Source organism: Planococcus sp. 107-1 (assembly GCF_021513255.1).
In the GTDB taxonomy this organism is placed as follows: domain Bacteria; phylum Bacillota; class Bacilli; order Bacillales_A; family Planococcaceae; genus Planococcus.
The window spans coordinates 423,268-443,084 of record NZ_CP090977.1 but is presented as its reverse complement, the minus strand read 5'-3'; the positions used below and the strand labels follow the sequence as shown (position 1 = coordinate 443,084).

Here is a 19,817-nt window from a genome sequence, read left to right as displayed (position 1 = left end):
TGCCATAAAAGTTTTTAGGCAAGAAAAAAAGGAGAAAAAATTCTCCTTAATTCGAGTTTGGCAGATTGTAGCGGAAGTACGGAATGTGCTGGCTGTCGCGGAATTGTTTTGGTGTGACAGTTGTGTATTTTTTGAAGATGCGTGTGAAATAGCTTTGGTTGCAGAAATGGAATTGCTTCGAAATCTCTGAAATCCCTTTGTCCGAGTGGCGCAAATAATATTGCGATTCTTCTACACGGCGCACATTTAAATACTCAACCAATGTAATGCCGGCATGTTCTCTGAAAATACGGGACAAATGGCTCGTTGAGATATGGAAATGTTTTGCAATGTCCTCTACCGACAAGTCGCGTTCAACTTCATCATTGATGAACATGACTACTTTGTTTACGGTTTGATGGCCAAAAGATGGCTGTTTGCGTTCGGAAATAACCGACACAAAGAACTCGATCAACTCATCAGCCACGTAAAGAAACTCTGAATCGTTCATATGCTTTTCAACCAATTCGATGCAGGCCGTATTGAAGGCAAACGCTTTTTTAGGCGGCACGCGCATTTCATAAAGTTTACGGGCCATTACAGATGACAGCACTATGTAATAGTTGCGGACTTGGCGAATGGTATCTTTGCCTGCTTTAATACCGATTAAATCGATCAAAAGACGCAAAGTTTGTTTTGCCCGGTCTTTTTCAAGATGGTGGATTTCATAAATTAATTGTGTTTCGATTTCAAAAAACTTTTCAATTCCCTCATATTGATTCAGATTTTCACTTTCATTCATGAAAATCTTGGAAATTGTTTCTTGAATCGATGGCGCAGCTAGTATATTCATTTTTTCCCCGTCTTTCTAAGTTCTAAATTTTGAGCAGTTACTTCAACTATATACTGAATCGCACGAGATGAACATAGCACAAAGTAGAACTTATTAAATTTTTTATGTAATATGGTTTATTACCATTTTACCTTTAATACCTTATTAAAGGAAATATTTTCCCTAAAACTATACTACAAATGACGAATATCTGTCAAAAGGGTTTCTCTGGAAACTAATAAATTTCCAATATTTTAAAATTAAAGATTAAAAGCCAGTCTTTCCCAAGAAAGGCTGGCTTTTGCTCCCTCGTTTCTATTCTTTATCAGGCGGGATCAAAGCCCGAATATGCTGCGGAAGAACTTCGATTGTAAAAGGAGTCGGGGAACCTTCATCGCCGTCGATATTACATGAAATCGGCTCACTTGTGTCAATGGAGACGCGGTTGTATGAACCACTTCTACTGCCGGATCTTTTTCAAGCTTCCCTCTTAACATCGCACCTGCTATACGGATAAAAGCAGGCAAAGCTGCATTTTTCACAATATAGACGTGCAGTAGCCCATCGTCCGTTAAGGCTTCTGGCGCCAGCTTTTCAAATCCGCCAACCGAATTGGTCAACGCGACTAGCACCAGTTTCGCTTCGCCTTCCCACTCCCCATGGTCATGTGTGATTTTAAAATATTGTTCCGCATCCGAAGTAATCGCCTTAACTCCTTCTATGAAATAAGCCAAGGCCCCTAATCGCGTTTTCTGCTCTGGTGACACTTCATAAGTCGATTCGGCAATTTGCCCAAGCGCCAAAATATTCATGAAATAATGATCGCCTACTTTTGCGATATCCACTCTTTTTTCGTATCCTGTTTTCAGCGCTTCAATCGCTTCCGGCGGATCTAATGAAATCCCCAGTGCCCGGGCAAAGTCATTGACGGTTCCAAGCGGAATCAAGGAAAACAGCGGCTGGTGCGGCTGTTCCGCTAAACCGGAAACAGCTTCATTGATCGTTCCATCGCCGCCCATCGCTACGACGAAATCATATTTCAATTCACAGGCTTCACGGGCAAAATTTGTGGCGTCATGCTGCTTTTCCGTAGTTCTTGTGTCTACACTATAGCTCATATCTACTAATGTCTGTTCTACTTGGGCACGATATTGGGCCGCTTTCTCTTTTCCTGCAGATGGATTCAAGATAAACATCGCTTTTTTCATTTAGTTACCTCCGGTGGTATGATATAACCATATTTACCTTTACCCTCTCTTAGGGTCAAGTTAATCCCACTGTACTTTAATTACTGAAAGTGAGGGCGACAATGCACATTTTTATTTATTTGATTATTTTCTTCGCATTTTTTGACTTGTTTGCCCAGTTGCCAATCATGAGCCCATTTGCCGTCGGTCTAGGAGCCACACCTTTTATAGCCGGGCTTGCTGTAGGCATGTATTCACTGTCCAATGTGGCAGGAAATGTCATATCAGGAATATTCGCCGATCGCCGCGGTCCTTTTGCCATACTGATTTTCGGCCTGGTTTCAACAGGCGTAATTTTGTTTTCCTATCATTTAGCAGATGGCCCGTACAGTTTGTTGATCATCCGCTTTTTCCACGGATTGGCTGCCGGCTTCACGGTACCTGCCGCTTTCACTTTTCTGGCTAATAAAACCGAGCAGAACCGGCGAGGAAAAGGGGCTGCAGTTTCCGGAGCTTTTGTCGGATTAGCCGCTATTATTGGCCCGGCTTTCGGCGCCATTTACGCGAGCCGTACAAGTGTCCCGGAAATGATGGGAGTTACAGGCACCATTCTCCTGTTGCTAGGGGCCGTTTCTTACTTCTTGCTAAAGAAAGAACCTGCCAAGCAAGAATCTGTCCACGCTCCTAATATTCCATTCATGGTCTCCATCCGCAACTGCGGCTTGTCCCAGGCATTTATCGGTGCTTTTTTCTTAATGTTTTCTCAAGGTGTGCTTGCTTATATGCTGCCTCTTAAAATCGATGCGCTTCAATTGCCTTCTGAAATGAGCGGTTTGCTGCTAAGCACTTTCGGAATTGCTGCCATTTTGGTATTTTTGCTGCCGGTCAATCGCTTATTTGACCGCGTAAAGCCTGTCTATACATTGATCGCCGGCTTCACGTGTATGGCGCTATCCCTTTTTCTTTTAAGTGCGGTTTCTCTTGTAGCACTTATGTATATCGCCATGGCAAGCTATGGAATCGGTTTTGCCCTTCTTTTTCCTTCCATCAACTCGCTCTTGGTCGATTCGACGAATCCGCAATCGCGCGGAAGAGCTTATGGCTATTTCTATGCATTCTTTTCTTTTGGTGTGGTTGCCGGGTCCAGTGTTACTGGAGCTCTGGAATTATCCGCAAATGAAGGATTTATCTTAAGTGGAAGTTTGCTGCTCATCATAGCAGCGCTGAATGGTATGGTGGCTAGAAGGCAAAACGCAGTAAAGAAGGATGGTTTTTAACCATCCTTCTTTTTCGGCCACTCATTTAGATATTATCGGTGCCAATGCGCGGCTCCGGCGATACGGTCTTCGTGTTCTCTGATTTTTCTTCGCTCGTATCGTTTGAAGATAGCTTCGCATTTTCATCTGCTTTTTTATCTTCATTATAATATTGGACGCCTGGCTCTCCGCCTTCATTGACCATTTCTTTTTCGCGGTCTTTTGTCGATTCTTGTCCATCAGTTGATGTTTTGTTTAGTTTATCCAAGTTTTGAGATTCCATAAATGAATTCACCTTCGTTTTCGCATTATTAAAAGCTACAGTGGCTTTTTCACGATTTTCTGGTTTTTTGAAGTATGCATATGCGCCGGCAGCTAAACCTGCCAATAATATCCCTCTTCTTTTTGCCATTTACTTCACTCCTATTCTCTATTAAAACTTGTTTACCCTATTTTACTAAACTTATGCAACATTCACATGTCAAAAGCATTACATTTTATTGTTGGTGAATTTCATATCCACATGCGGAATTCCATCTTCATCGTATGCCTCTGAAATCGGCAGAAAACCGAAGGACTCATAAAACTCTTGCAAGTATACTTGCCCTTGCAATTGAATTTCATTGGCTTGCCATTCATTCAAGATATAGTCCATTGCTTGGACCATCAATTGTTTAGCGAGCCCCCGGTTTCTTGCTTCAGCACGGACGATGACCCGTCCGATAGAAGGAATTTCATACTTTACCCCTGCCGGAACGAGCCTGGCATAAGCCAATGTTTTGCCATTCTCGCTATAGGCGATGTGAATGGATTCTTGATCTAAGTCATCCAATTCCGGATACGGGCAATTCTGTTCCACTACAAATACGTCCACCCGCAATTTCAAAAACTCATATAATTTATGGGCAGTCAGTTCATCAAAATGATAGGCATTCCACTCCAATTTCTTCGCCTCCCTCTCTCTTTTCATTATTTCACATTAGTGGCTATTTGGATGTATTTTTGATATGATAACGGAAAGAATTTTAGAGGTGAGTAAATGATTCGTGCAGGCACGATTGATGATATTGCATCTGTCCAGGAAATCGCACACGTTAGCTGGGTTGATACTTATGAAGGCATTATTCCTCCAACTGTCCAAAAACAATTTTTAGATAAATCGTACTCTACGCCCATGATGGAGATGAGACTCGAGAGAACCATCGTTTTGCTAGCTTTTCATGGCACCGAACCCGTCGGATTTGCCAATTTCACCCGTGTAGACGAAGACGGTGATGCTGAGCTGATTGCGCTTTACCTGAAACCTGAATTTCAGCGCAATGGCTACGGCAAACAATTGTTGTCGAGCGGACTATCCCATTTAAAAGATGGCTCGCAATTATTTGTTTATGTGGAAAGCAAAAATGAAAAAGGCCGGAAGTTCTATGAACGCAATGGCTTTGAATTAGTAGAAGAATTTGAAGAAGTCTTTGAAGGCTACCCTTTGCAGACTGCCAAATATATTTATTACTTAAAAACACCCGTTCTTTAAAAGAACGGGTGTTTTTCGTTTATAGGGGACGATACGTATCGTCATCTTTATGAAGCGGATTATTATTGGTGGTATCATTTTGTCTGCGCAGTTCTTCTTGGCGAAGGCGCTCTTCTTGGCGGATCCGTTCTTCTTCACGAATTCGCTGTTCTTCCTTTAACTTCACATCTTCATTGCGTCCGTTGAAGTCATCGTGTCCTGACGAGTAATCGTCCCGTTTAGTCCCTTTTCGTACAAAGCACATGATTGCCGCAATGTAGAATAAGATCGATGTTAACGACAGCAACCCTGCAAATAGCCCTGCAATGATGAAAAGCACTCCTGCAGCTTTAGGATTGCGATTATTTCGCAGATTCGCGATAGCTAGAATCGCTAAAATGGTACTGATCGCAAGCAACGCAACGATTATCCAGCCAATGATGCTAAAGCTGGAAATGAACGTATCCAAAAAGGCTTGGGCGTCTTGCGGGCTTGCAAATGTTGAATCATTCAAGATTTCTTGCTCAAAATCCTGGAATTCTGTCGTGTTTTGCACACTGTCGAAACTAAGGATACCGATTACCAATAGGGCGATGGTTAAAAGATTAAAGATAATGCCTATTACACCTAATGTTTTTTCTGCACCTCTGCTGACAACTCCATTATTCATTTCATGCACCTCTTTCTCACTTTTCTTCTGGCTTGATTGAAAGCCCTCCCTAAACAGTTTCCCTGATTAAAATTAATAAAACCTGTTTAAGCTTTCGGGATCGGGGTAGTTAATTATTAACAAATACTTTAAGGGAGATGAAATTAATGGAAAAGAAGTTGATTTTTAATCAAGCAGACTTTATGTATGGAATTGGCGGCGCTTCTGTTTTAACTGCTATCGTTTTCTTTATGACAAGCCTATAACACGGAGGATGAGGATGGAAAACTACATATTGGCAACATAGCAAAAGCAATCCACTCGAAATTGAAGAGGATTGCTTTTTGCATGCTTAAATTTTCACATCATCGTAGTCTTTATAGCGATCGAATGCAACAACTGCATACGAACAAACCGGCTCCATTTTGTAATTATGTTCACGGGCATAGTCGGCAGCGCGATCAAGCAATTTTTTCGCAATGCCTTGGTTGCGCATCGATTCATCTACAAAAGTGTGCTCGATCACCATGACATCCGCCAGTTCCGTCCATGTAATTTCCGCCTTAAGCATTCCTGCTTCTTCCTGGCGATAAGCGAATTCATCATTTCCTAATTCTACTAGCTGAAATTCCATATTTTTCTCCCCCTACTTATTGATTGATAGACAATGGACGCAGCGATGCTTCGATTTCAGCCCGTTTCGGCTCAAGAAACGGCGGCAAAGCAAGCGTTTCTCCTAAATTTTCCAATGGCTCATCTGTTGCAAAGCCCGGTTCATCCGTCGATAATTCAAAAAGAATGCCATTCGGCTCACGGAAATAGATAGCTTTGAAATAATAGCGATCTACTTCACCTGAAGTCATAAAGCCATTTGAACGCAAGTAAGCGTTCCACTTGCTGTACTCTTCATACGTTTTCACACGGAAAGCGACATGATGGACGCTTCCTCTCCCAGGACGTTCAGGCGGCAAATCTGTCCGTTCCTCTAAGTGTACTTCGCCAGCAGGCCCGCCTTTTCCTGTTGAAAACACTAAAATATCTTTCATTCCTTCTATTTTTGACGGATAAGAGCCAATCTGCTCAAATCCTAAAATGTCGCTTAGCACAGCTGCTGTCTTGGTATTTTTACGGACAGTCAAACGAACATGCCCTAAACCGACAATTGCATGTTCTTCAGGAATTCCCGCTTTCGTCCAAGGAATTCCGTATTCAATTCCTTTTCCGTCATCTACTACCAGCATTAGACGGGATCCTTCAAAGTCCTGGAAAGTCAGTGATTGCCGACCAAAAACTTCTTCTATATCTCCATGCGGGACACCGTAATGATCGAAGCGTTCAATCCAATACGTGAGCGCCGCTTCACTCTTGATGCGAAAGGCCGTATTGCTGATGGCAGAAACACCCGGATAGGTGCGGCCGGCCATCGGAATATCAAAGTACGTCATGTCAGTTCCAGGAGTCCCTACTGCATCGGCATAAAACAAATGATAAGACGAAGTCGAATCCTGATTAACACTCTTCTTCACTAAACGCATTCCTAAAATTCGTGTAAAGAAGTCATGGTTCTTATCCGCATTTGCGGTAATCGCGGAAACGTGGTGAATGCCTTCTAGTTTCATTATTTCTTCCTCCTCCAATTATCTTGAATTCGAGATATTTAGTTTATTTTATCACCGCTTCTTTTGGACCGCAACTGAACCGGCTCAAAATAAAAACAGCCAGGCAATTTACTGCCTGGCTGTGCATTTGAATTAGTTAAACCATCCACGGACAGAATCCGCCAGTTTTTGAAAGAAGCTTTTTACGCTTTGCCAAAAACCTTCGTCATTGACGATTGTGCCAATTTTGTCTTCAATGGTTTTGCTCAAATCATCCAATTGACTCGACCATTTTGAAAAGTCGATGTCTAATTTACGGATGCGATCCATAAGATCTGTCAATAATTTGCGGTCTTCCGGGCTTAACTCGATTTGAAGCTTCGTCAATTGGTCTTCCACAATTTTTTCCACTTCTTCACGGGTAGCCGGATTTTGTTCAGCAATCTGTTTTTTGATCTCTGTCAGAAGTTCACTTACTTTTGCGTCTTCAACCCCGCTATCAGCAAGCTCGGTTGCTACTGTCAATTCATCATTAGCAACATCTGTCCGTTCAGGATCCAATTCTTCGCCGTTCACTTCGTAAGCTTTGTAAATGCCGACAAGCGCTGAATGGCCCGTCACCGCTTTTGGAGCAGCAACTTCAACCGTTGCATCTTCAATGCCCGCAGTCAGCATGGCATTCGCGTACATTTCTGTTGTCACTTGTGTGATATTATCCGGCGTAACAATTTGGATAACCAAACCTTCTCCAGCATCTTTGCGGGTGATTTTCGCCGAAGAATACATATTCGCACGTGAATCCCCGTCTTTGATGTAAGTAATCAGGTCTTGGCCGGTCACTTCGATTTCTTCTACGTCTGCTTCACCGGCTACATCCAGGCTTTTCGCGACACTTTCTTTTTCAGCTTCAGAGAGATTGCCTCCATAGACGACGATTGGCAAACCGAATTTTTCGTTGATGCCGACATTCGCAGAACCGATGCTTGGCAGCATAAGTGATAGCGCTAATATAGATGATAGTACTGGAATTATTTTCTTCATAGTTTATTGCCCCCTTCCACAAATTAATACGCTTTTAATTTGAAAAGGTTGCGTTAACGTATTAATTTGGTCCATCCGTCTTCCTGGATGATTTTGCGTTCTTTGTACAGTCTGCCGAGCGCGCGTTTGAATGCCGCTTTGCTCATGCCGAAAATTTCCTGGATTTCATCCGGAGTCGATTTATCTGTGAACGGCATTTGGCCGCCAGACTCATCGAGGAAATCCATGATTTTCTGTGCATCGTCTGATAAGCGCTCTTGTTTACGCGGAAGCAAAGAACCGTTCAATGTCGCATCGTCTTTTATGCCGATGATGCGCACGGTTTTTTCTTCGCCTAAACGCGGTTCTTCTTCTCTTTCCGATTCATGGACGAAAATCCGATACATTTCAGGCACTGAAAGCATGAATGTGCCGACTGGCAACAAACGATAAGCACGTGCTTGAATGTTTTCATTGAAAACAGAAGTTGGAGCCGGTACGTATAATTCGCCAATTTTCTCTTCTGTTGCTAACCGTCCGTATAAATCACCATAGCGGTCTGTACGCAAGGTCATGAAAATATGGTCTCCTTGCTGCGGCCATAATTCTTCAATTTGCGGAAGGTCTTCCGGAAGCACGTAGACTTCCCGGGAAGTTCCGATATCGACAACCAGCCCTTCACGTCTTGATACTTTCAATACTTTCGCCCAGCCGTAAATGCTCGGTAAAATATGGGGGATCATCGGAGTAGCGGAAACGCCGCCTTGCCGGTTGCGGAAAAGGAATACTTCGATTTCCTCACCAATTTCTTGCCCTTCTTCGATCTCTGATGCGTTCATCAATACTTCATCACCTGAACTATTCGTCAAGATCCACTGGGAGCTTGAACGGTCGATAATGCGTAATGTGGTTTTTTCTCCTGGATGCAATGCCATCATGCAGCCTCCTTAAATTCAGCTTAATTTTCTTTTTGGTCGTTTTTTAGTTTTTCAAGTTTTTGGAGCAATGCCGGATCTTCTTCCAGCACTTGAACCAAATCAGCGATTCGATTAATGGAATTCCAGCTTAAGTGATGCTCGATGCCTTCTACATCGCCGTAGATCCGTTCTTCCTCCACTCCGATCAAGCGAAGGAACTGTTCCAGTAGATCATGGCGCTTCACAAGGCGTTTTCCAAGTTTCTGGCCGCGCGGCGTTAACATAAGCCCTCGGTAACGCTCATAAATTAAGTACCCATCTTTATCAAGTTTTTGCACCATCTTCGTGACAGATGAGGGCAAAACTGACAAAGCTTCTGCAATATCTGACACTCGGGCATATCCTTTTTGTTCTATTAATGAATAAATGATTTCAATGTGGTCTTCCATACTTGGAGTAGGCAAAATTCGTTCCTCCCTAACATGACTCTCTTCAGTTTACTATACCCCAACCCGCTAAACAACTGAGCTTCCGGCAATCCAGTAGTAATTCAATTTTCTGCATGTTTGGGCTGTGGATTTCGAGGGTACTTAATACTATCGACATAGAAAGGTTAGGTGAGGAACATGGGACGTATTCTTTGGATTATTTTAGCAGTTATTATTGTAATTTGGTTAGTTGGATTTTTAATGGACGTCGCTGGTGGCTTGATCCACATTCTTCTTATCATCGCAGCTATCATTTTAGTTATTAACTTGATTTCTGGAAGAAAAGGCATATAGCCTAAGTGAATAAAAAAAGCTGAGGACAATGGTCCTCAGCTTTTTTTATTGTTTCCGGATTTTTGCATAAACGCATGTATCACGCAATTTGTTGCTCACTTTTGAAAGGGTGTCGTTGCGGAGGATGCCTTCAAGTTCGAAGTTCAACCGTTCCGCAACTGCGCGGCTTCGGACATTGTCAGGATCGCAGCGTATCTCGACGCGATTGGCTTCCAACTCTTCAAAAGCAAAACGGGTAATCCGCTCTACTGCTTCTGTTACATAGCCTTTGCCTTCAAAGCGATTATCGACCCAATAGCCGATTTCAAATTTGCGGACATCCCAATTGATGCGGTGAAGTCCCGACGAACCGACGAACTCGCCCGTTTCTTTCGAAAAGAAATGAAGGCGCAAATCTTTGCGGAGCATAAAGTCCGCTTCTGCTTCCACCAGGTTTGCTTCCATTTCCGAAAGCACCGGCTTTTTCTGGGCAAATGGCATCCATGGCCGCAGTGAAGCAAGCGAACGCATGACCGCTTCATAGCTGAGAGCCGCATCTTCTCTTTTCGGCTTACGGATGATTAAGCGTTCCGACTCGAATTGATCCGGGAATTGAAATAGAACCGGATTGAATTGAGATTTCTTTTCTTCTACGAGTGCATCATCCCAGTGGACTGGCGTCGTGATGCCCGCTTCCCAATCTTCTCTTGTCATGCCGTAAGTCACTGCATCGTAATAGCGGTTTTCCCGCGGCGAAAACCAAGTTTGGCGAATATGTGCCTCTTTTACAAAACCGGTCCGCTCAAATGCTTTTCTCATCGCAAAGTTATCATGGCGCGTGTTGCCTTCCAGGCGAATTTTCTTTTCAGGCAAAGAGAAGACGAAATCAGCAATCAATTTCAAGGCCTTTGGGCCATAGCCTTTTCCACGGTACGGATCGGCAATCCGCAAATCGAATAACGGAATGTCATCTTGCAAATCGAAAATCTTCACGACCCCCACTTGCTGTCCTTCATCATTTTCAATCCAGAACGTTCTGACTTGGTCCGATTTATATCCGCCTTCTTCAATCGTCTTCTCGATCAATTCCCGGACAGGATGTTCAATGCCGTGGAACGGCCATGAGTTAGTGGTCATAAATTCAATTAATTGTTCTTGTTCTTCCATCGTCCATTCTGTCAGCTTCAACACTTTGTCCCCCATGTTCGTTTACTTTTGAATCTTGACTAAACGCAGCGCATTGAGGATAACGAGAAGCGTCGCGCCCATGTCTGCAAAGATGGCAATCCATAATGTCAGCCATCCTGGAATGATTAAAAGCAAAGCAATAATTTTTAAACCTAATGCAAAAATAATATTTTCCTTTATTATACGCAAAGTCTTTCGGCTGAGTCGAATTGTATAGGGCAGTTTTTCTAAATCATCGGCCATTAAAGCAATATCAGCTGTTTCCAAAGCCGCATCTGTCCCGGCGCCGCCCATGGCAATGCCGATCGTCGAGGCCGCTAAGGCAGGTGCATCATTGACTCCATCTCCAACCATTGCAACCCGGCCATGAGTTAGCTGGAGTTCTTTGATGGCAGCCAATTTGTCTTCCGGCATCAATCCGGCACGGACATCTGTGACACCGATTTGAGCTGCGATCGCTTCGGCTGTTGCAGGATGGTCACCTGTCAGCATAATGGTTTTTTCAATGCCCATCGCTTTCAACTGGCGGATGATTTCCGGGCTTTCGTTTCGGATGGCATCCGCTACTGCTACCGCACCGATCAATTCTTTTTCTGAAAAGACCGCAACGACTGATTTGCCGGATTCCTGCAACTTGCGGTAACTCGAAGGAATGCTGTAGCCAAATTCTTCTGCCCAAGTAAAGCTTCCGACATGGACGCGCACACCCTTAACGACTGCATGAGCACCTTTCCCTGTTACCGATCCAAACCCTTCAGAAGGATAGGCTTCGCTCGCTTCATCAAGGATGGCCCGTGCTAAAGGATGCTGTGACATCGTTTCAACTGCTGCCGCGATTTTCAAGACTTCTTCTTTTGAATACGTTTCTTTTGCAAAGACATCCGTGACTTCCGGATAGCCTTTCGTCAATGTGCCCGTTTTATCAAATGCAATGGCTTTGATATGGCCTGTCTCTTCCAAATGGATGCCGCCTTTTACGAGAACACCTTGCCGTGCAGCATTCCCGATAGCCGTAACGATGGCTACTGGCGTCGAAACAACTAATGCACACGGGCATCCGACCACTAGGACTGCCAGCCCTTGGTAAACCCACAACTCCCAGTTGCCGGTCAGGAGACTTGGAATGATCGCCACTAAAAAAGCGATGGCAATGATGGCCGGCGTGTAATATTTTGCAAAACGGTCGACGAATTTTTGGGAAGGTGCTTTTTCTGCCTGCGCTTCTTCCACTAAATGAATGATTTTGGCAATTGTGGTATCTTCGACCCGTTTGGTCACCGTAACTTCCAGTGCACCTTCTTCATTCAAGGTTCCTGCAAACACTTCGTCTCCCGGCTGCTTATCCGCCGGAATGGATTCTCCTGTAATCGCTGCCTGATTCACAGAACTGGTGCCTCGGAGCACGGTTCCATCCATGGCAATTTTCTGCCCCGGTTTAACGATCAGGATATCGCCGATGCGAATATCTTCTGTATCCAGTTCAAGGAGCTCGCCTTGGCGCTGGATCAACGCTCTTGCCGGCGCCAAATCCATCAATCCTCGAATCGACTGGCGGGCTTTATTCATGGAAAAGGCTTCTAATGCTTCACTGACTGCAAATAAGAAGACTACCACCGCCCCTTCTCGCCATTCGCCAATTATTACAGCACCAATGATCGCTATGGTCATTAATGTTTTCATATCAAATTGCAATTTAGTTAAATTTTGCAGTCCTGTCCAGAACATCTGGTAGCCTCCGACTAAAATAGAAGCACCGAACAATCTGATCGCTGCCGGATGTGTTTCAGAAGCCTGGAAAGAAATCACTGTTCCGATGACTAGCAGGATAAAGGAAATAGCGGCTTCGATTGTTTGGCGGCGTTTATAGAATGGCCTATGCACAGCTTTCTCTTTTTCCGGAAAAACACGGATATGGTCGAATGCACCCGCTTTTTCCAATGCTTCAATGGAAACATTGCCATCCACGGTCAGTTTAGAAGCGCCAAAGTTTAAACTGACATTTTTAATATCGGGAAGTTCCCGTACATTTTTTTCGAATTTGGCAGCGCAGCTTGTGCACGATAAGTTTTCAAGACGGTATGTCTTCTGCATGCTCTGCACCTTCTTTCGCATGTTCATGGGCAATGGTCACCAGTTGGTGAACGTGACGGTCCGACAAGGAATAATAGACTTGCTTGCCTTTGCGCAAAGATTTCGCCAACCCCCGTTCTCTCAAATATCTTAGATGGTGGGAAGCAGTCGCATTTGAAGAGCCTATGACTGCTGCAATATCGCAGACGCACATTTCTTCTTCGATCGTTAAGGCATAGGCGATATTCAAGCGTGTTTCATCGGCCAACGCTTTAAATAGATTAACGACTTCCGATAAATCCGGCATGTACTTTTGGACATTATTCACCACTTCCGGATGGACTTTTGTCACTTCACAAATTTCTTTCATCGAGATCCCACCTTCATTCAAATCTTGCTTTGATTGTTACTTGTAGTATAAATCTTCGGACAATAATAATCAAACGAATATTTGAATGACTCCTATTTACGGTTTTTCGAAAAAATGCTATTGTTTGCAGATGCTAAACGAATTTTATAAAGGAAGTGGAATTTTGAAAACCATGTCTTATAAAGAGCAGTGGTTCGGCAATATCCGCGCAGATATTCTTTCCGGCATTGTCGTTGCCCTTGCTTTAATACCTGAAGCCATCGCCTTCTCCATCATTGCTGGTGTTGATCCGATGGTCGGCCTCTATGCTTCGTTCTCGATTGCGGTCATTATCGCTTTTGTCGGCGGCAGGCCTGCCATGATTTCTGCAGCGACGGGTGCGATGGCCCTCGCCATGGTCACGCTCGTCCGTGATCACGGCCTCGACTATTTACTGGCTGCCACTATTTTGACCGGCGTGCTGCAAGTAATCTTCGGCTTTTTGAAGATCGCCCGCTTCATGAAGTTTATCCCGAGGGCCGTAATGATCGGTTTCGTGAATTCGCTCGCTATCCTCATCTTCATGGCACAAGTGCCGTTCATTTTCGGCATTAATATGACCACCTATATTTTTGTTGGAGTCACTTTGGCAATCGTTTATATCCTGCCTCGTTTCTTCACTGCCATTCCGGCACCGTTAATCGCCATATTGGTATTGTCCGGCATCGTTATGTATACCGGAATCGACATGCAGAATGTCGGCAGTTTAGGGACGATCACACAATCCCTGCCAACATTCTTTATCCCGAATGTCCCTTTTAATCTTGAAACTTTGCAGATCATTTTCCCGACGGCCCTGGCATTGTCGATTATCGGCCTGCTCGAATCGCTGTTGACGGCATCTATATTAGATGATGCAACGGAAACCGATTCCGATAAGAACCAGGAAGCCCGCGGGCAAGGCATTGCTAACTTCATCACCGGCTTTTTCGGGGGAATGGCGGGCTGTGCAATGATCGGCCAGTCTGGCATTAACGTCCAGTCTGGCGGACGTGGACGCCTTTCCACTTTTACTGCAGGTGTCGTCCTGATTTTCCTGATCATCGTCCTTGGCAATTGGGTCGTCCAAATTCCGATGCCCGTGCTTGCCGGCATCATGGTGATGGTATGCATCGGAACCTTTGATTGGGGTTCGTTTAAATACATGGTCACTGCTCCAAAATCAGACGCGATTGTCATGCTGCTGACTGTGGTTGTTGTTGTCTACACACATGATTTATCCAAAGGGGTACTCGCCGGCGTTCTGTTAAGCGCGATTTTATTCGCTGCTAAAATTTCAAAGGTCGAAGTCCGGAATAAAGGATTGAATGCCGACGCGTCGAATGTTTATACCGTACACGGCCAATTATTCTTTGCTTCTTCCCAGGATTTTGTTTCAGCCTTTGATGCCATCGAACCTGCTGAACGCATCATCATCGACTTCTCGGATGCTGCCATTTGGGATGATTCCGGAGTAGGCGCCATCGACCGGGTCATGGGCAGGCTTCAATCAAAAGCGGAATCGATTGAAATCACCGGCTTGAATCCATCCAGTGAAAAATTGGTCAAGACCTTAGCCACCTATACGAATTCAGAAGAAAATGCCAGCCAGCATTAAGGGGGAATCTTACATGTATGAGAAAATTCTCGTAGCCGCTGACGGCTCGGAGCATTCGAAACGCGCCGTGCAAGAAGCCGTAAAAATGGCAAAAACAAATCCGGAAGCAAAAGTGACGCTTCTCTATGTCGTCGACTACGGAAAAGCACGCAACGAAATCCTCCATACCCAGAGCCCGGATGAACTTCATCTTGAACGCCGCAAACATTTGCAGCCGTTAGAAGATATTTTCCATTCCACGGGTGTCCAGTTCGAAACGAAGACTTTGCATGGGACGCCAGGGCCGACCATTGTAAAGCATGCCAACGAAACCGGCTATGATGTCGTTTTTATCGGCAGCCGCGGCTTAAATGCCTTGCAGGAAATGGTGCTCGGCAGCGTCAGCCATAAAGTGGCCAAACGCGTGGAAGCCCCTGTCATCATCGTGAAATAAGAAAAAGGTCTTTCCGGTTTTCAGTCGGAAAGACCTTTTTTCTATAAAAATACATAGCCGAGGCTGAATAGCAAAATCCCACTGATCAACGTTGCGCTTAAATACGCGAGAGCTCTCAGACACTTCTCGTCTTCCATATCCTTAACGGCATCAAGTGCCATCGTTGAAAAGGTCGTGAAGGCCCCGAGAAAACCGGTGAGCCAAAAAGCGGACGAACTGCCGCTTCCGAGCAGCCACCCGATCAAAAAAGACCCAAGGCTGTTGACGGCCCATGTTGCCCATTTCGGATGTTGGGAACGGCTTTCTGCTGCGAGATAAAAAACATACCGGGCAATGGCTCCAAAAAAGCCGCCCGCTGCAATGGAAATCATTTCGCCACCGCCTGCCTTCCAGCAACCAGTCCGCCTGCTGCCATAAAGACAGAAGCGCACGTCATCACAAGGGCAAACCCAATCCCAAGCAAATATTGTTTTTCCAGTAGGCTAAACCACTCAGCTGAAAAAGCTGAAAATGTGGTAAAAGAGCCAACGAAACCGGTTGAAAGGAACAGCCGGAATTCAGCAGATTTTTTTGGAAACGAGCCGCTGCGTAACCTATGATAAAACTTCCCATTAAGTTGACTGCCCATAATCCAGCCATTGACGAAATGGCTTCGAAAATCCCGGCACGCGCCATCGCCCCGAGCATTCCGCCAGCGCCTACTGCAAAAAACCTTTTCACTCCAACCGCCTCGCATCGTTTTTCTTCAGTATAGCTTAATCTGCGGTCAAAATTAACTCTGTTCCTTTTGCTTTCTCTTCGATTTCCGTTCTATGATAATCGCCTTCTGCCCAGTCATCCACTTGGTTATGGTAGAAATCCGATTTCATATGTCCGCTGAGCCCTGGTCCAACGATATGGTAGGCTCCGGTCAAATCACTCAAATCGGCAACAAAGCGCCAAGAAGCTCCGTGGTTCACTTTGCCGTCCTCTCCAAACGCAGCTGCTTGAACTGTAATATTAGACCCGCCAATTGCAACTGGATCTGGATTTAAAAATTGGGCAAATATCGGAGAAGCGCTTGCAAGCGGATGCGGGAAAGTCAATTGGTGGTAATCGCCCCATTCCCAGTCTTCAAACTTATCTCCAAATTGCTCTTCGATTTCATCAACGCTTTCTGCTAAAGCATCGGTCAGCCATTTTTCAACGCCGCCGTATTCGGACACCCAGACGCCTTCGTTCCCGGTGAATGCTTGCCTCATCATTTCATCGGTGATGTGATTTTTCCCAGCAAACATTTCATAAACATCTTCTGGAAAGGCTTCTTTTAAAATGGTATCCGGCAATTGCTTCATCCATTTGTGGAAAACAAGCGGTGCCGCTTGGTCTGCGCTATCCACTTGATCCCATGCTTCCAGCATTTCAAGAAGTGAATCGTATTCCTTCGTTTCTTTTCGGACCGCTGCAATCATGTCGTCTAAAAATTCAGCTGCGTATAAATTCTTTTGGTCCATCTGCAGCTCCATCATATCTTCCGGCGTCAAATCATCCGACGCCTCTAAGACTTCCGCAATCCGTTCATAGCGATAAGGCTGCGCCCAGAAGTCAGTAATGTGATGCGGGTAGGAGTCATCTACGACTTCATTGTTGGCTGTTGCGATAAATCCGCTTTCCGGATTGACCGAAATGGGCAATTCATCAAATGGCACATAGCCATCCCAGCCGTAGTCAGCTGAATCTCCTGGAACCGGCAATTGGCCATCCCCTGTTTTTCGAAGTGGAATGCGTCCGTTCGCTTTGTATGCAATCGTCCCGTCTGTTGAAGCAAAGACGAAGTTTTGAGCCGGAGCTTGGAAATCTTCCAATGCTGTTTCGAACTCCTCCCAATTAGAAGCTTTGTTGAAGCCGAGCACTGCCTGAAGTTCCAAAGTCGGCTCAAGAGCAGTCCATTGCATGGAGAACACAGCCCCCGGATCTTCTTCTTTATAAAGAATAGGCGAGATAATCGGTCCATGGCGCGTCACTTTTACTTCGAACGCTTCATCTTCTCCGTCTTTCACGCTGATCGTTTCGTCTCGCACTTCCGCTTGTTCCCATTCTCCTTCATAAAGAAATTGCGTCGAGTCTTCCGGATTTGGGGTTTCAATGTAAAGGTCTTGCACATCCGGCCCAACATTTGTCACACCCCAGGCGATTTCTTCATTATGCCCGAGAATAATTCCAGGAATCCCGGCAAAGATCACTCCGCTGACATTCTGCTCCGGTGATTGAAGATGCATTTGATACCAAATGGACGGCGTACTCAATCCAAGATGCGGGTCGTCTGCAAGCAACGGCAACCCACTTTCAGTTTTGTCTCCCGATACCACCCAGTTGTTGCTGCCATTGAATTCAGGCGGAATAACCGATGCATCGAACTCGCCTGCCACTTTAACCGGCTGTTCTTTATTCGCTTCGAGAATTGAAGGCGCATTATCCGGATAAGTAATGAACAATTCTTTCGCCTTGTCTTCTGAAAATTCATTTAGCGCCCAATGGCGAACCGCCAGCGTATTCCAATGTCCACCCAAATCATAGGCCATGTACTTTCCGATCGTCAGGGAATCGAGCGGCGTCCATTCTTCCGGTTCGTAGCCAAGCAAAGCGAACTCATAGCTTAATGTGCCTTCCGCTTTCGCTTCTTCCATATATGCATTGACGCCTTCTGCGAACCATTCCAAAACTTGTTTCGCTTCGTCGCCGTAGCCGTCCCATGATTTTTCAGCGGCATTTCTCAAACTGAACGTCCGGAAACGTTTATCTGTATCAACCGCAGCTGCCCCTACCACTTCCGCTAAGCGTCCGCTTGCTTGCCGGCGCGACAAATCCATTTGGAACATACGGTCCTGTGCTTGGACATACCCTTGCGCCCGGTATAAATCCGCGTCCGTTCCCGCTTCAATATGCGGGACGCCAATTTCGTCGCGGATGACTGTCACGTCTTCGTCCAATATCTTCACAGCCATCTTTCCTTCAACTACCGCTTCCGATTTCCCTATGTAAACGTTTACAAAAATCAGCGCTGCAACGATGATCAAAGCGAGTACACCGACTGTCCCCAACACCCACTTTAGCCATCTTCTCTTTTTCCCCATGCGACTTCCCCCTTTTCTGTACCTTTGTCTATTCGACAGCCGAAATGAAAATCCTTTAATAAACTGACGGCGAGTGAAAAATTTCCAAATAGAAAAGGAGTCGACCCAAAATCAATTTAGGGTCAACTCCTTTTTAACGCAAAAGCAAGCTAGCACTTTCTACGCGTTAGGCCATATCTTCACCAACAATTTTCACTTCCAACTCCAGGTCGATTCCGAATTTTTCACGGACAGCCGACTTGACCATTTCAATCGTCTTGATGTAATCATTGGCCGTTGCATTGTTTTTATTGACGATAAATCCGGCATGCTTAGTTGAAACTTCCGCTCCACCGAATCCTTTGCCCTGCAAACCGCTTTCTTGTATCAGTTTCCCGGCAAAGTTTCCAGGCGGCCGTTTGAAAACACTGCCTGCTGATGGGAATTCCAAAGGCTGCTTTGTTTCACGCTGCATCGTCAAATCACTCATTTTCGCATCAATGATAAGCTGATTGCCGAATTCCAAGTCAAACTCTGCCGACAAGACATAATAACCTTTTTTCGTAATGATGCTCTTGCGATAGCCAAGTTCCAAGTCTTCTTTCGATAACTCGAGCTTGTCGCCTTCTTTAGTCAATACGATCGCTTTGCGAATCACGTCTTTGATCTCTCCACCGTAAGCTCCCGCATTCATCGCCATAGCACCGCCGATGGAACCCGGAATGCCGCATGCAAATTCCAAGCCGGTCAATCGGTTGGAAGCTGCCGCTTTCGAGACTTCTTTAATATTCGCGCCGCCTTGTGCGTAAACCGTGGTCCCTTCGATGCGGATCGTGTGCAAACTCTTCAAGTTCAAGACAATGCCTCGCACGCCGCCATCGCGGACCACCATATTCGATCCGTTGCCGAGCAGCAATAAAGGAATATTATTTTCATATGCATATTTCACGGTATAAGCCGTTTCATCTTCAGTCGTTGGTGCTACAAAAATATCAGCTGGCCCACCCATTCTTGTTAAGGTATGCAGGTGTAGCGGTTCGTCCATTTTCACGTGATCATCTGCCAAAAAACGGCGCAGATCATTCAACCATGTTTCTTTCGTCATTCCACGCAAATCCCTTCTAAACTTTAACTTCTATAAGTATCCGATTTTATTGGGAATTTGACAAGCGAAACCCTGATGATAAGGTCTAAAGTACGATAAATAAAAAAAGTACTGATAATTCGAAAGAAAAAGTCATTCCTACGAAGAAAATATCTCGAATTCGAGAATAATAATTTAAAAACAATTGACACCGAGATAATAGTTGGATATAGTT

The 19,817-nt window shown here is 45.0% G+C and carries 22 protein-coding genes; 5 read left to right on the top strand and 17 right to left on the bottom strand.

Annotation, left to right across the window (positions count from 1 at the left end; genetic code table 11):
* Positions 1-46: 46 nt before the first annotated feature.
* Both L0M13_RS02500 and L0M13_RS02495 read right to left on the bottom strand, forming a co-directional pair.
* A complete protein-coding gene (locus L0M13_RS02500) occupies positions 47-832 on the bottom strand; it encodes a helix-turn-helix domain-containing protein (protein ID WP_052653177.1) in 786 nt (261 codons plus the stop codon).
* Positions 833-1,146: 314 nt separating this feature from the next.
* Complete coding sequence (locus L0M13_RS02495) at positions 1,147-2,019, bottom strand: diacylglycerol/lipid kinase family protein (RefSeq protein WP_235198167.1); 873 nt, start codon at positions 2,017-2,019, stop codon at positions 1,147-1,149.
* Positions 2,020-2,120: 101 nt separating this feature from the next.
* Between L0M13_RS02495 and L0M13_RS02490 the strand changes: the two genes are divergently transcribed.
* Positions 2,121-3,275, top strand: a complete 1,155-nt coding sequence (locus L0M13_RS02490) for an MFS transporter (RefSeq protein WP_235198166.1) — start codon at positions 2,121-2,123, stop codon at positions 3,273-3,275.
* A gap of 25 nt (positions 3,276-3,300) precedes the next feature.
* On the opposite strand, the gene L0M13_RS02485 is transcribed toward L0M13_RS02490, so the two are convergent.
* Both L0M13_RS02485 and L0M13_RS02480 read right to left on the bottom strand, forming a co-directional pair.
* Entirely contained in the window at positions 3,301-3,666 is a 366-nt protein-coding gene (locus L0M13_RS02485) for a hypothetical protein (RefSeq protein WP_235198165.1), read from the bottom strand.
* 78 nt (positions 3,667-3,744) lie between these two features.
* Positions 3,745-4,197: a GNAT family N-acetyltransferase gene (locus tag L0M13_RS02480; protein WP_235198164.1), complete on the bottom strand. Its 453-nt coding sequence runs from the start codon at positions 4,195-4,197 to the stop codon at positions 3,745-3,747.
* Positions 4,198-4,293: 96 nt separating this feature from the next.
* Here L0M13_RS02480 and L0M13_RS02475 point away from each other — a divergent pair, with 96 nt between their 5' ends.
* Positions 4,294-4,785 carry a GNAT family N-acetyltransferase gene (locus L0M13_RS02475; protein WP_235198163.1) on the top strand — a complete coding sequence of 164 codons (492 nt, stop codon included), beginning with the start codon at positions 4,294-4,296 and terminating at the stop codon, positions 4,783-4,785.
* A gap of 19 nt (positions 4,786-4,804) precedes the next feature.
* Here L0M13_RS02475 and L0M13_RS02470 read toward each other — a convergent pair whose 3' ends face one another.
* The 6 genes from L0M13_RS02470 to mntR all read right to left on the bottom strand — a co-directional run bounded on the left by L0M13_RS02470 (position 4,805) and on the right by mntR (position 9,412).
* Positions 4,805-5,434, bottom strand: coding sequence for a DUF4064 domain-containing protein (locus tag L0M13_RS02470; RefSeq protein ID WP_235198162.1), 630 nt, complete (start codon positions 5,432-5,434; stop codon positions 4,805-4,807).
* Positions 5,435-5,765: 331 nt separating this feature from the next.
* The gene (locus tag L0M13_RS02465; RefSeq protein ID WP_235198161.1) at positions 5,766-6,047 is read right to left on the bottom strand and encodes a GNAT family N-acetyltransferase; all 282 of its coding nucleotides are present in this window, start codon (positions 6,045-6,047) and stop codon (positions 5,766-5,768) included.
* Between the two features lie 16 nt (positions 6,048-6,063).
* Positions 6,064-7,032, bottom strand: a complete 969-nt coding sequence (locus L0M13_RS02460) for a ring-cleaving dioxygenase (protein ID WP_235198160.1) — start codon at positions 7,030-7,032, stop codon at positions 6,064-6,066.
* A 132-nt stretch (positions 7,033-7,164) separates the two neighbouring features.
* Positions 7,165-8,052 carry a DUF1002 domain-containing protein gene (locus L0M13_RS02455; RefSeq protein ID WP_235198159.1) on the bottom strand — a complete coding sequence of 296 codons (888 nt, stop codon included), beginning with the start codon at positions 8,050-8,052 and terminating at the stop codon, positions 7,165-7,167.
* A gap of 53 nt (positions 8,053-8,105) precedes the next feature.
* On the bottom strand, positions 8,106-8,966 hold the full coding sequence (locus L0M13_RS02450) for a CvfB family protein (protein ID WP_235198158.1): 861 nt from the start codon (positions 8,964-8,966) through the stop codon (positions 8,106-8,108).
* A gap of 23 nt (positions 8,967-8,989) precedes the next feature.
* Positions 8,990-9,412: a transcriptional regulator MntR gene (gene mntR / locus L0M13_RS02445; RefSeq protein WP_235198157.1), complete on the bottom strand. Its 423-nt coding sequence runs from the start codon at positions 9,410-9,412 to the stop codon at positions 8,990-8,992.
* Positions 9,413-9,574: 162 nt separating this feature from the next.
* Here mntR and L0M13_RS02440 point away from each other — a divergent pair, with 162 nt between their 5' ends.
* On the top strand, positions 9,575-9,730 hold the full coding sequence (locus L0M13_RS02440; RefSeq protein ID WP_235198156.1) for a lmo0937 family membrane protein: 156 nt from the start codon (positions 9,575-9,577) through the stop codon (positions 9,728-9,730).
* Positions 9,731-9,775: 45 nt separating this feature from the next.
* On the opposite strand, the gene L0M13_RS02435 is transcribed toward L0M13_RS02440, so the two are convergent.
* The 3 genes from L0M13_RS02435 to L0M13_RS02425 are packed head-to-tail and all read right to left on the bottom strand — an operon-like array spanning position 9,776 to position 13,337.
* Complete coding sequence (locus tag L0M13_RS02435; RefSeq protein WP_235198155.1) at positions 9,776-10,897, bottom strand: GNAT family N-acetyltransferase; 1,122 nt, start codon at positions 10,895-10,897, stop codon at positions 9,776-9,778.
* A 21-nt stretch (positions 10,898-10,918) separates the two neighbouring features.
* Positions 10,919-12,988 carry a heavy metal translocating P-type ATPase gene (locus L0M13_RS02430; protein ID WP_311195613.1) on the bottom strand — a complete coding sequence of 690 codons (2,070 nt, stop codon included), beginning with the start codon at positions 12,986-12,988 and terminating at the stop codon, positions 10,919-10,921.
* Positions 12,966-13,337, bottom strand: a complete 372-nt coding sequence (locus L0M13_RS02425) for an ArsR/SmtB family transcription factor (RefSeq protein ID WP_235198154.1) — start codon at positions 13,335-13,337, stop codon at positions 12,966-12,968. The genes L0M13_RS02430 and L0M13_RS02425 overlap by 23 nt, the downstream gene beginning before the upstream one ends.
* A gap of 172 nt (positions 13,338-13,509) precedes the next feature.
* On the opposite strand from L0M13_RS02425, the gene L0M13_RS02420 reads away from it, so the two are divergent.
* Both L0M13_RS02420 and L0M13_RS02415 read left to right on the top strand, forming a co-directional pair.
* Positions 13,510-14,973, top strand: coding sequence for a SulP family inorganic anion transporter (locus L0M13_RS02420; RefSeq protein WP_235199248.1), 1,464 nt, complete (start codon positions 13,510-13,512; stop codon positions 14,971-14,973).
* A 13-nt stretch (positions 14,974-14,986) separates the two neighbouring features.
* Positions 14,987-15,406, top strand: coding sequence for a universal stress protein (locus L0M13_RS02415; RefSeq protein WP_235198153.1), 420 nt, complete (start codon positions 14,987-14,989; stop codon positions 15,404-15,406).
* A 41-nt stretch (positions 15,407-15,447) separates the two neighbouring features.
* On the opposite strand, the gene L0M13_RS02410 is transcribed toward L0M13_RS02415, so the two are convergent.
* The 4 genes from L0M13_RS02410 to murB all read right to left on the bottom strand — a co-directional run bounded on the left by L0M13_RS02410 (position 15,448) and on the right by murB (position 19,603).
* A complete protein-coding gene (locus L0M13_RS02410) occupies positions 15,448-15,777 on the bottom strand; it encodes a fluoride efflux transporter FluC (protein WP_235198152.1) in 330 nt (109 codons plus the stop codon).
* Entirely contained in the window at positions 15,774-16,034 is a 261-nt protein-coding gene (locus L0M13_RS02405) for a fluoride efflux transporter FluC (RefSeq protein WP_235199247.1), read from the bottom strand. Before L0M13_RS02405 ends, L0M13_RS02410 begins: the two co-directional genes overlap by 4 nt.
* A 127-nt stretch (positions 16,035-16,161) precedes the next feature.
* Positions 16,162-18,519: a penicillin acylase family protein gene (locus tag L0M13_RS02400; protein ID WP_235198151.1), complete on the bottom strand. Its 2,358-nt coding sequence runs from the start codon at positions 18,517-18,519 to the stop codon at positions 16,162-16,164.
* Between the two features lie 166 nt (positions 18,520-18,685).
* A complete protein-coding gene (murB, locus tag L0M13_RS02395) occupies positions 18,686-19,603 on the bottom strand; it encodes a UDP-N-acetylmuramate dehydrogenase (protein ID WP_235198150.1) in 918 nt (305 codons plus the stop codon).
* Positions 19,604-19,817 lie beyond the last annotated feature (214 nt).

Bases quoted from the DNA above. Each gene is read 5' to 3' on its own strand.
- L0M13_RS02500 (WP_052653177.1), bottom strand. From the start codon at position 832: ATGAATATACTAGCTGCGCCATCGATTCAAGAAACAATTTCCAAGATT.
- L0M13_RS02495 (WP_235198167.1), bottom strand. From the start codon at position 2,019: ATGAAAAAAGCGATGTTTATCTTGAATCCATCTGCAGGAAAAGAGAAA.
- L0M13_RS02490 (WP_235198166.1), top strand. From the start codon at position 2,121: ATGCACATTTTTATTTATTTGATTATTTTCTTCGCATTTTTTGACTTG.
- L0M13_RS02485 (WP_235198165.1), bottom strand. From the start codon at position 3,666: ATGGCAAAAAGAAGAGGGATATTATTGGCAGGTTTAGCTGCCGGCGCA.
- L0M13_RS02475 (WP_235198163.1), top strand. From the start codon at position 4,294: ATGATTCGTGCAGGCACGATTGATGATATTGCATCTGTCCAGGAAATC.
- L0M13_RS02470 (WP_235198162.1), bottom strand. From the start codon at position 5,434: ATGAATAATGGAGTTGTCAGCAGAGGTGCAGAAAAAACATTAGGTGTA.
- L0M13_RS02465 (WP_235198161.1), bottom strand. From the start codon at position 6,047: ATGGAATTTCAGCTAGTAGAATTAGGAAATGATGAATTCGCTTATCGC.
- L0M13_RS02460 (WP_235198160.1), bottom strand. From the start codon at position 7,032: ATGAAACTAGAAGGCATTCACCACGTTTCCGCGATTACCGCAAATGCG.
- L0M13_RS02455 (WP_235198159.1), bottom strand. From the start codon at position 8,052: ATGAAGAAAATAATTCCAGTACTATCATCTATATTAGCGCTATCACTT.
- L0M13_RS02450 (WP_235198158.1), bottom strand. From the start codon at position 8,966: ATGGCATTGCATCCAGGAGAAAAAACCACATTACGCATTATCGACCGT.
- L0M13_RS02440 (WP_235198156.1), top strand. From the start codon at position 9,575: ATGGGACGTATTCTTTGGATTATTTTAGCAGTTATTATTGTAATTTGG.
- L0M13_RS02430 (WP_311195613.1), bottom strand. From the start codon at position 12,988: ATGCAGAAGACATACCGTCTTGAAAACTTATCGTGCACAAGCTGCGCT.
- L0M13_RS02425 (WP_235198154.1), bottom strand. From the start codon at position 13,337: ATGAAAGAAATTTGTGAAGTGACAAAAGTCCATCCGGAAGTGGTGAAT.
- L0M13_RS02420 (WP_235199248.1), top strand. From the start codon at position 13,510: ATGTCTTATAAAGAGCAGTGGTTCGGCAATATCCGCGCAGATATTCTT.
- L0M13_RS02415 (WP_235198153.1), top strand. From the start codon at position 14,987: ATGTATGAGAAAATTCTCGTAGCCGCTGACGGCTCGGAGCATTCGAAA.
- L0M13_RS02410 (WP_235198152.1), bottom strand. From the start codon at position 15,777: ATGATTTCCATTGCAGCGGGCGGCTTTTTTGGAGCCATTGCCCGGTAT.
- L0M13_RS02405 (WP_235199247.1), bottom strand. From the start codon at position 16,034: ATGGGCAGTCAACTTAATGGGAAGTTTTATCATAGGTTACGCAGCGGC.
- L0M13_RS02400 (WP_235198151.1), bottom strand. From the start codon at position 18,519: ATGGGGAAAAAGAGAAGATGGCTAAAGTGGGTGTTGGGGACAGTCGGT.
- murB (WP_235198150.1), bottom strand. From the start codon at position 19,603: ATGACGAAAGAAACATGGTTGAATGATCTGCGCCGTTTTTTGGCAGAT.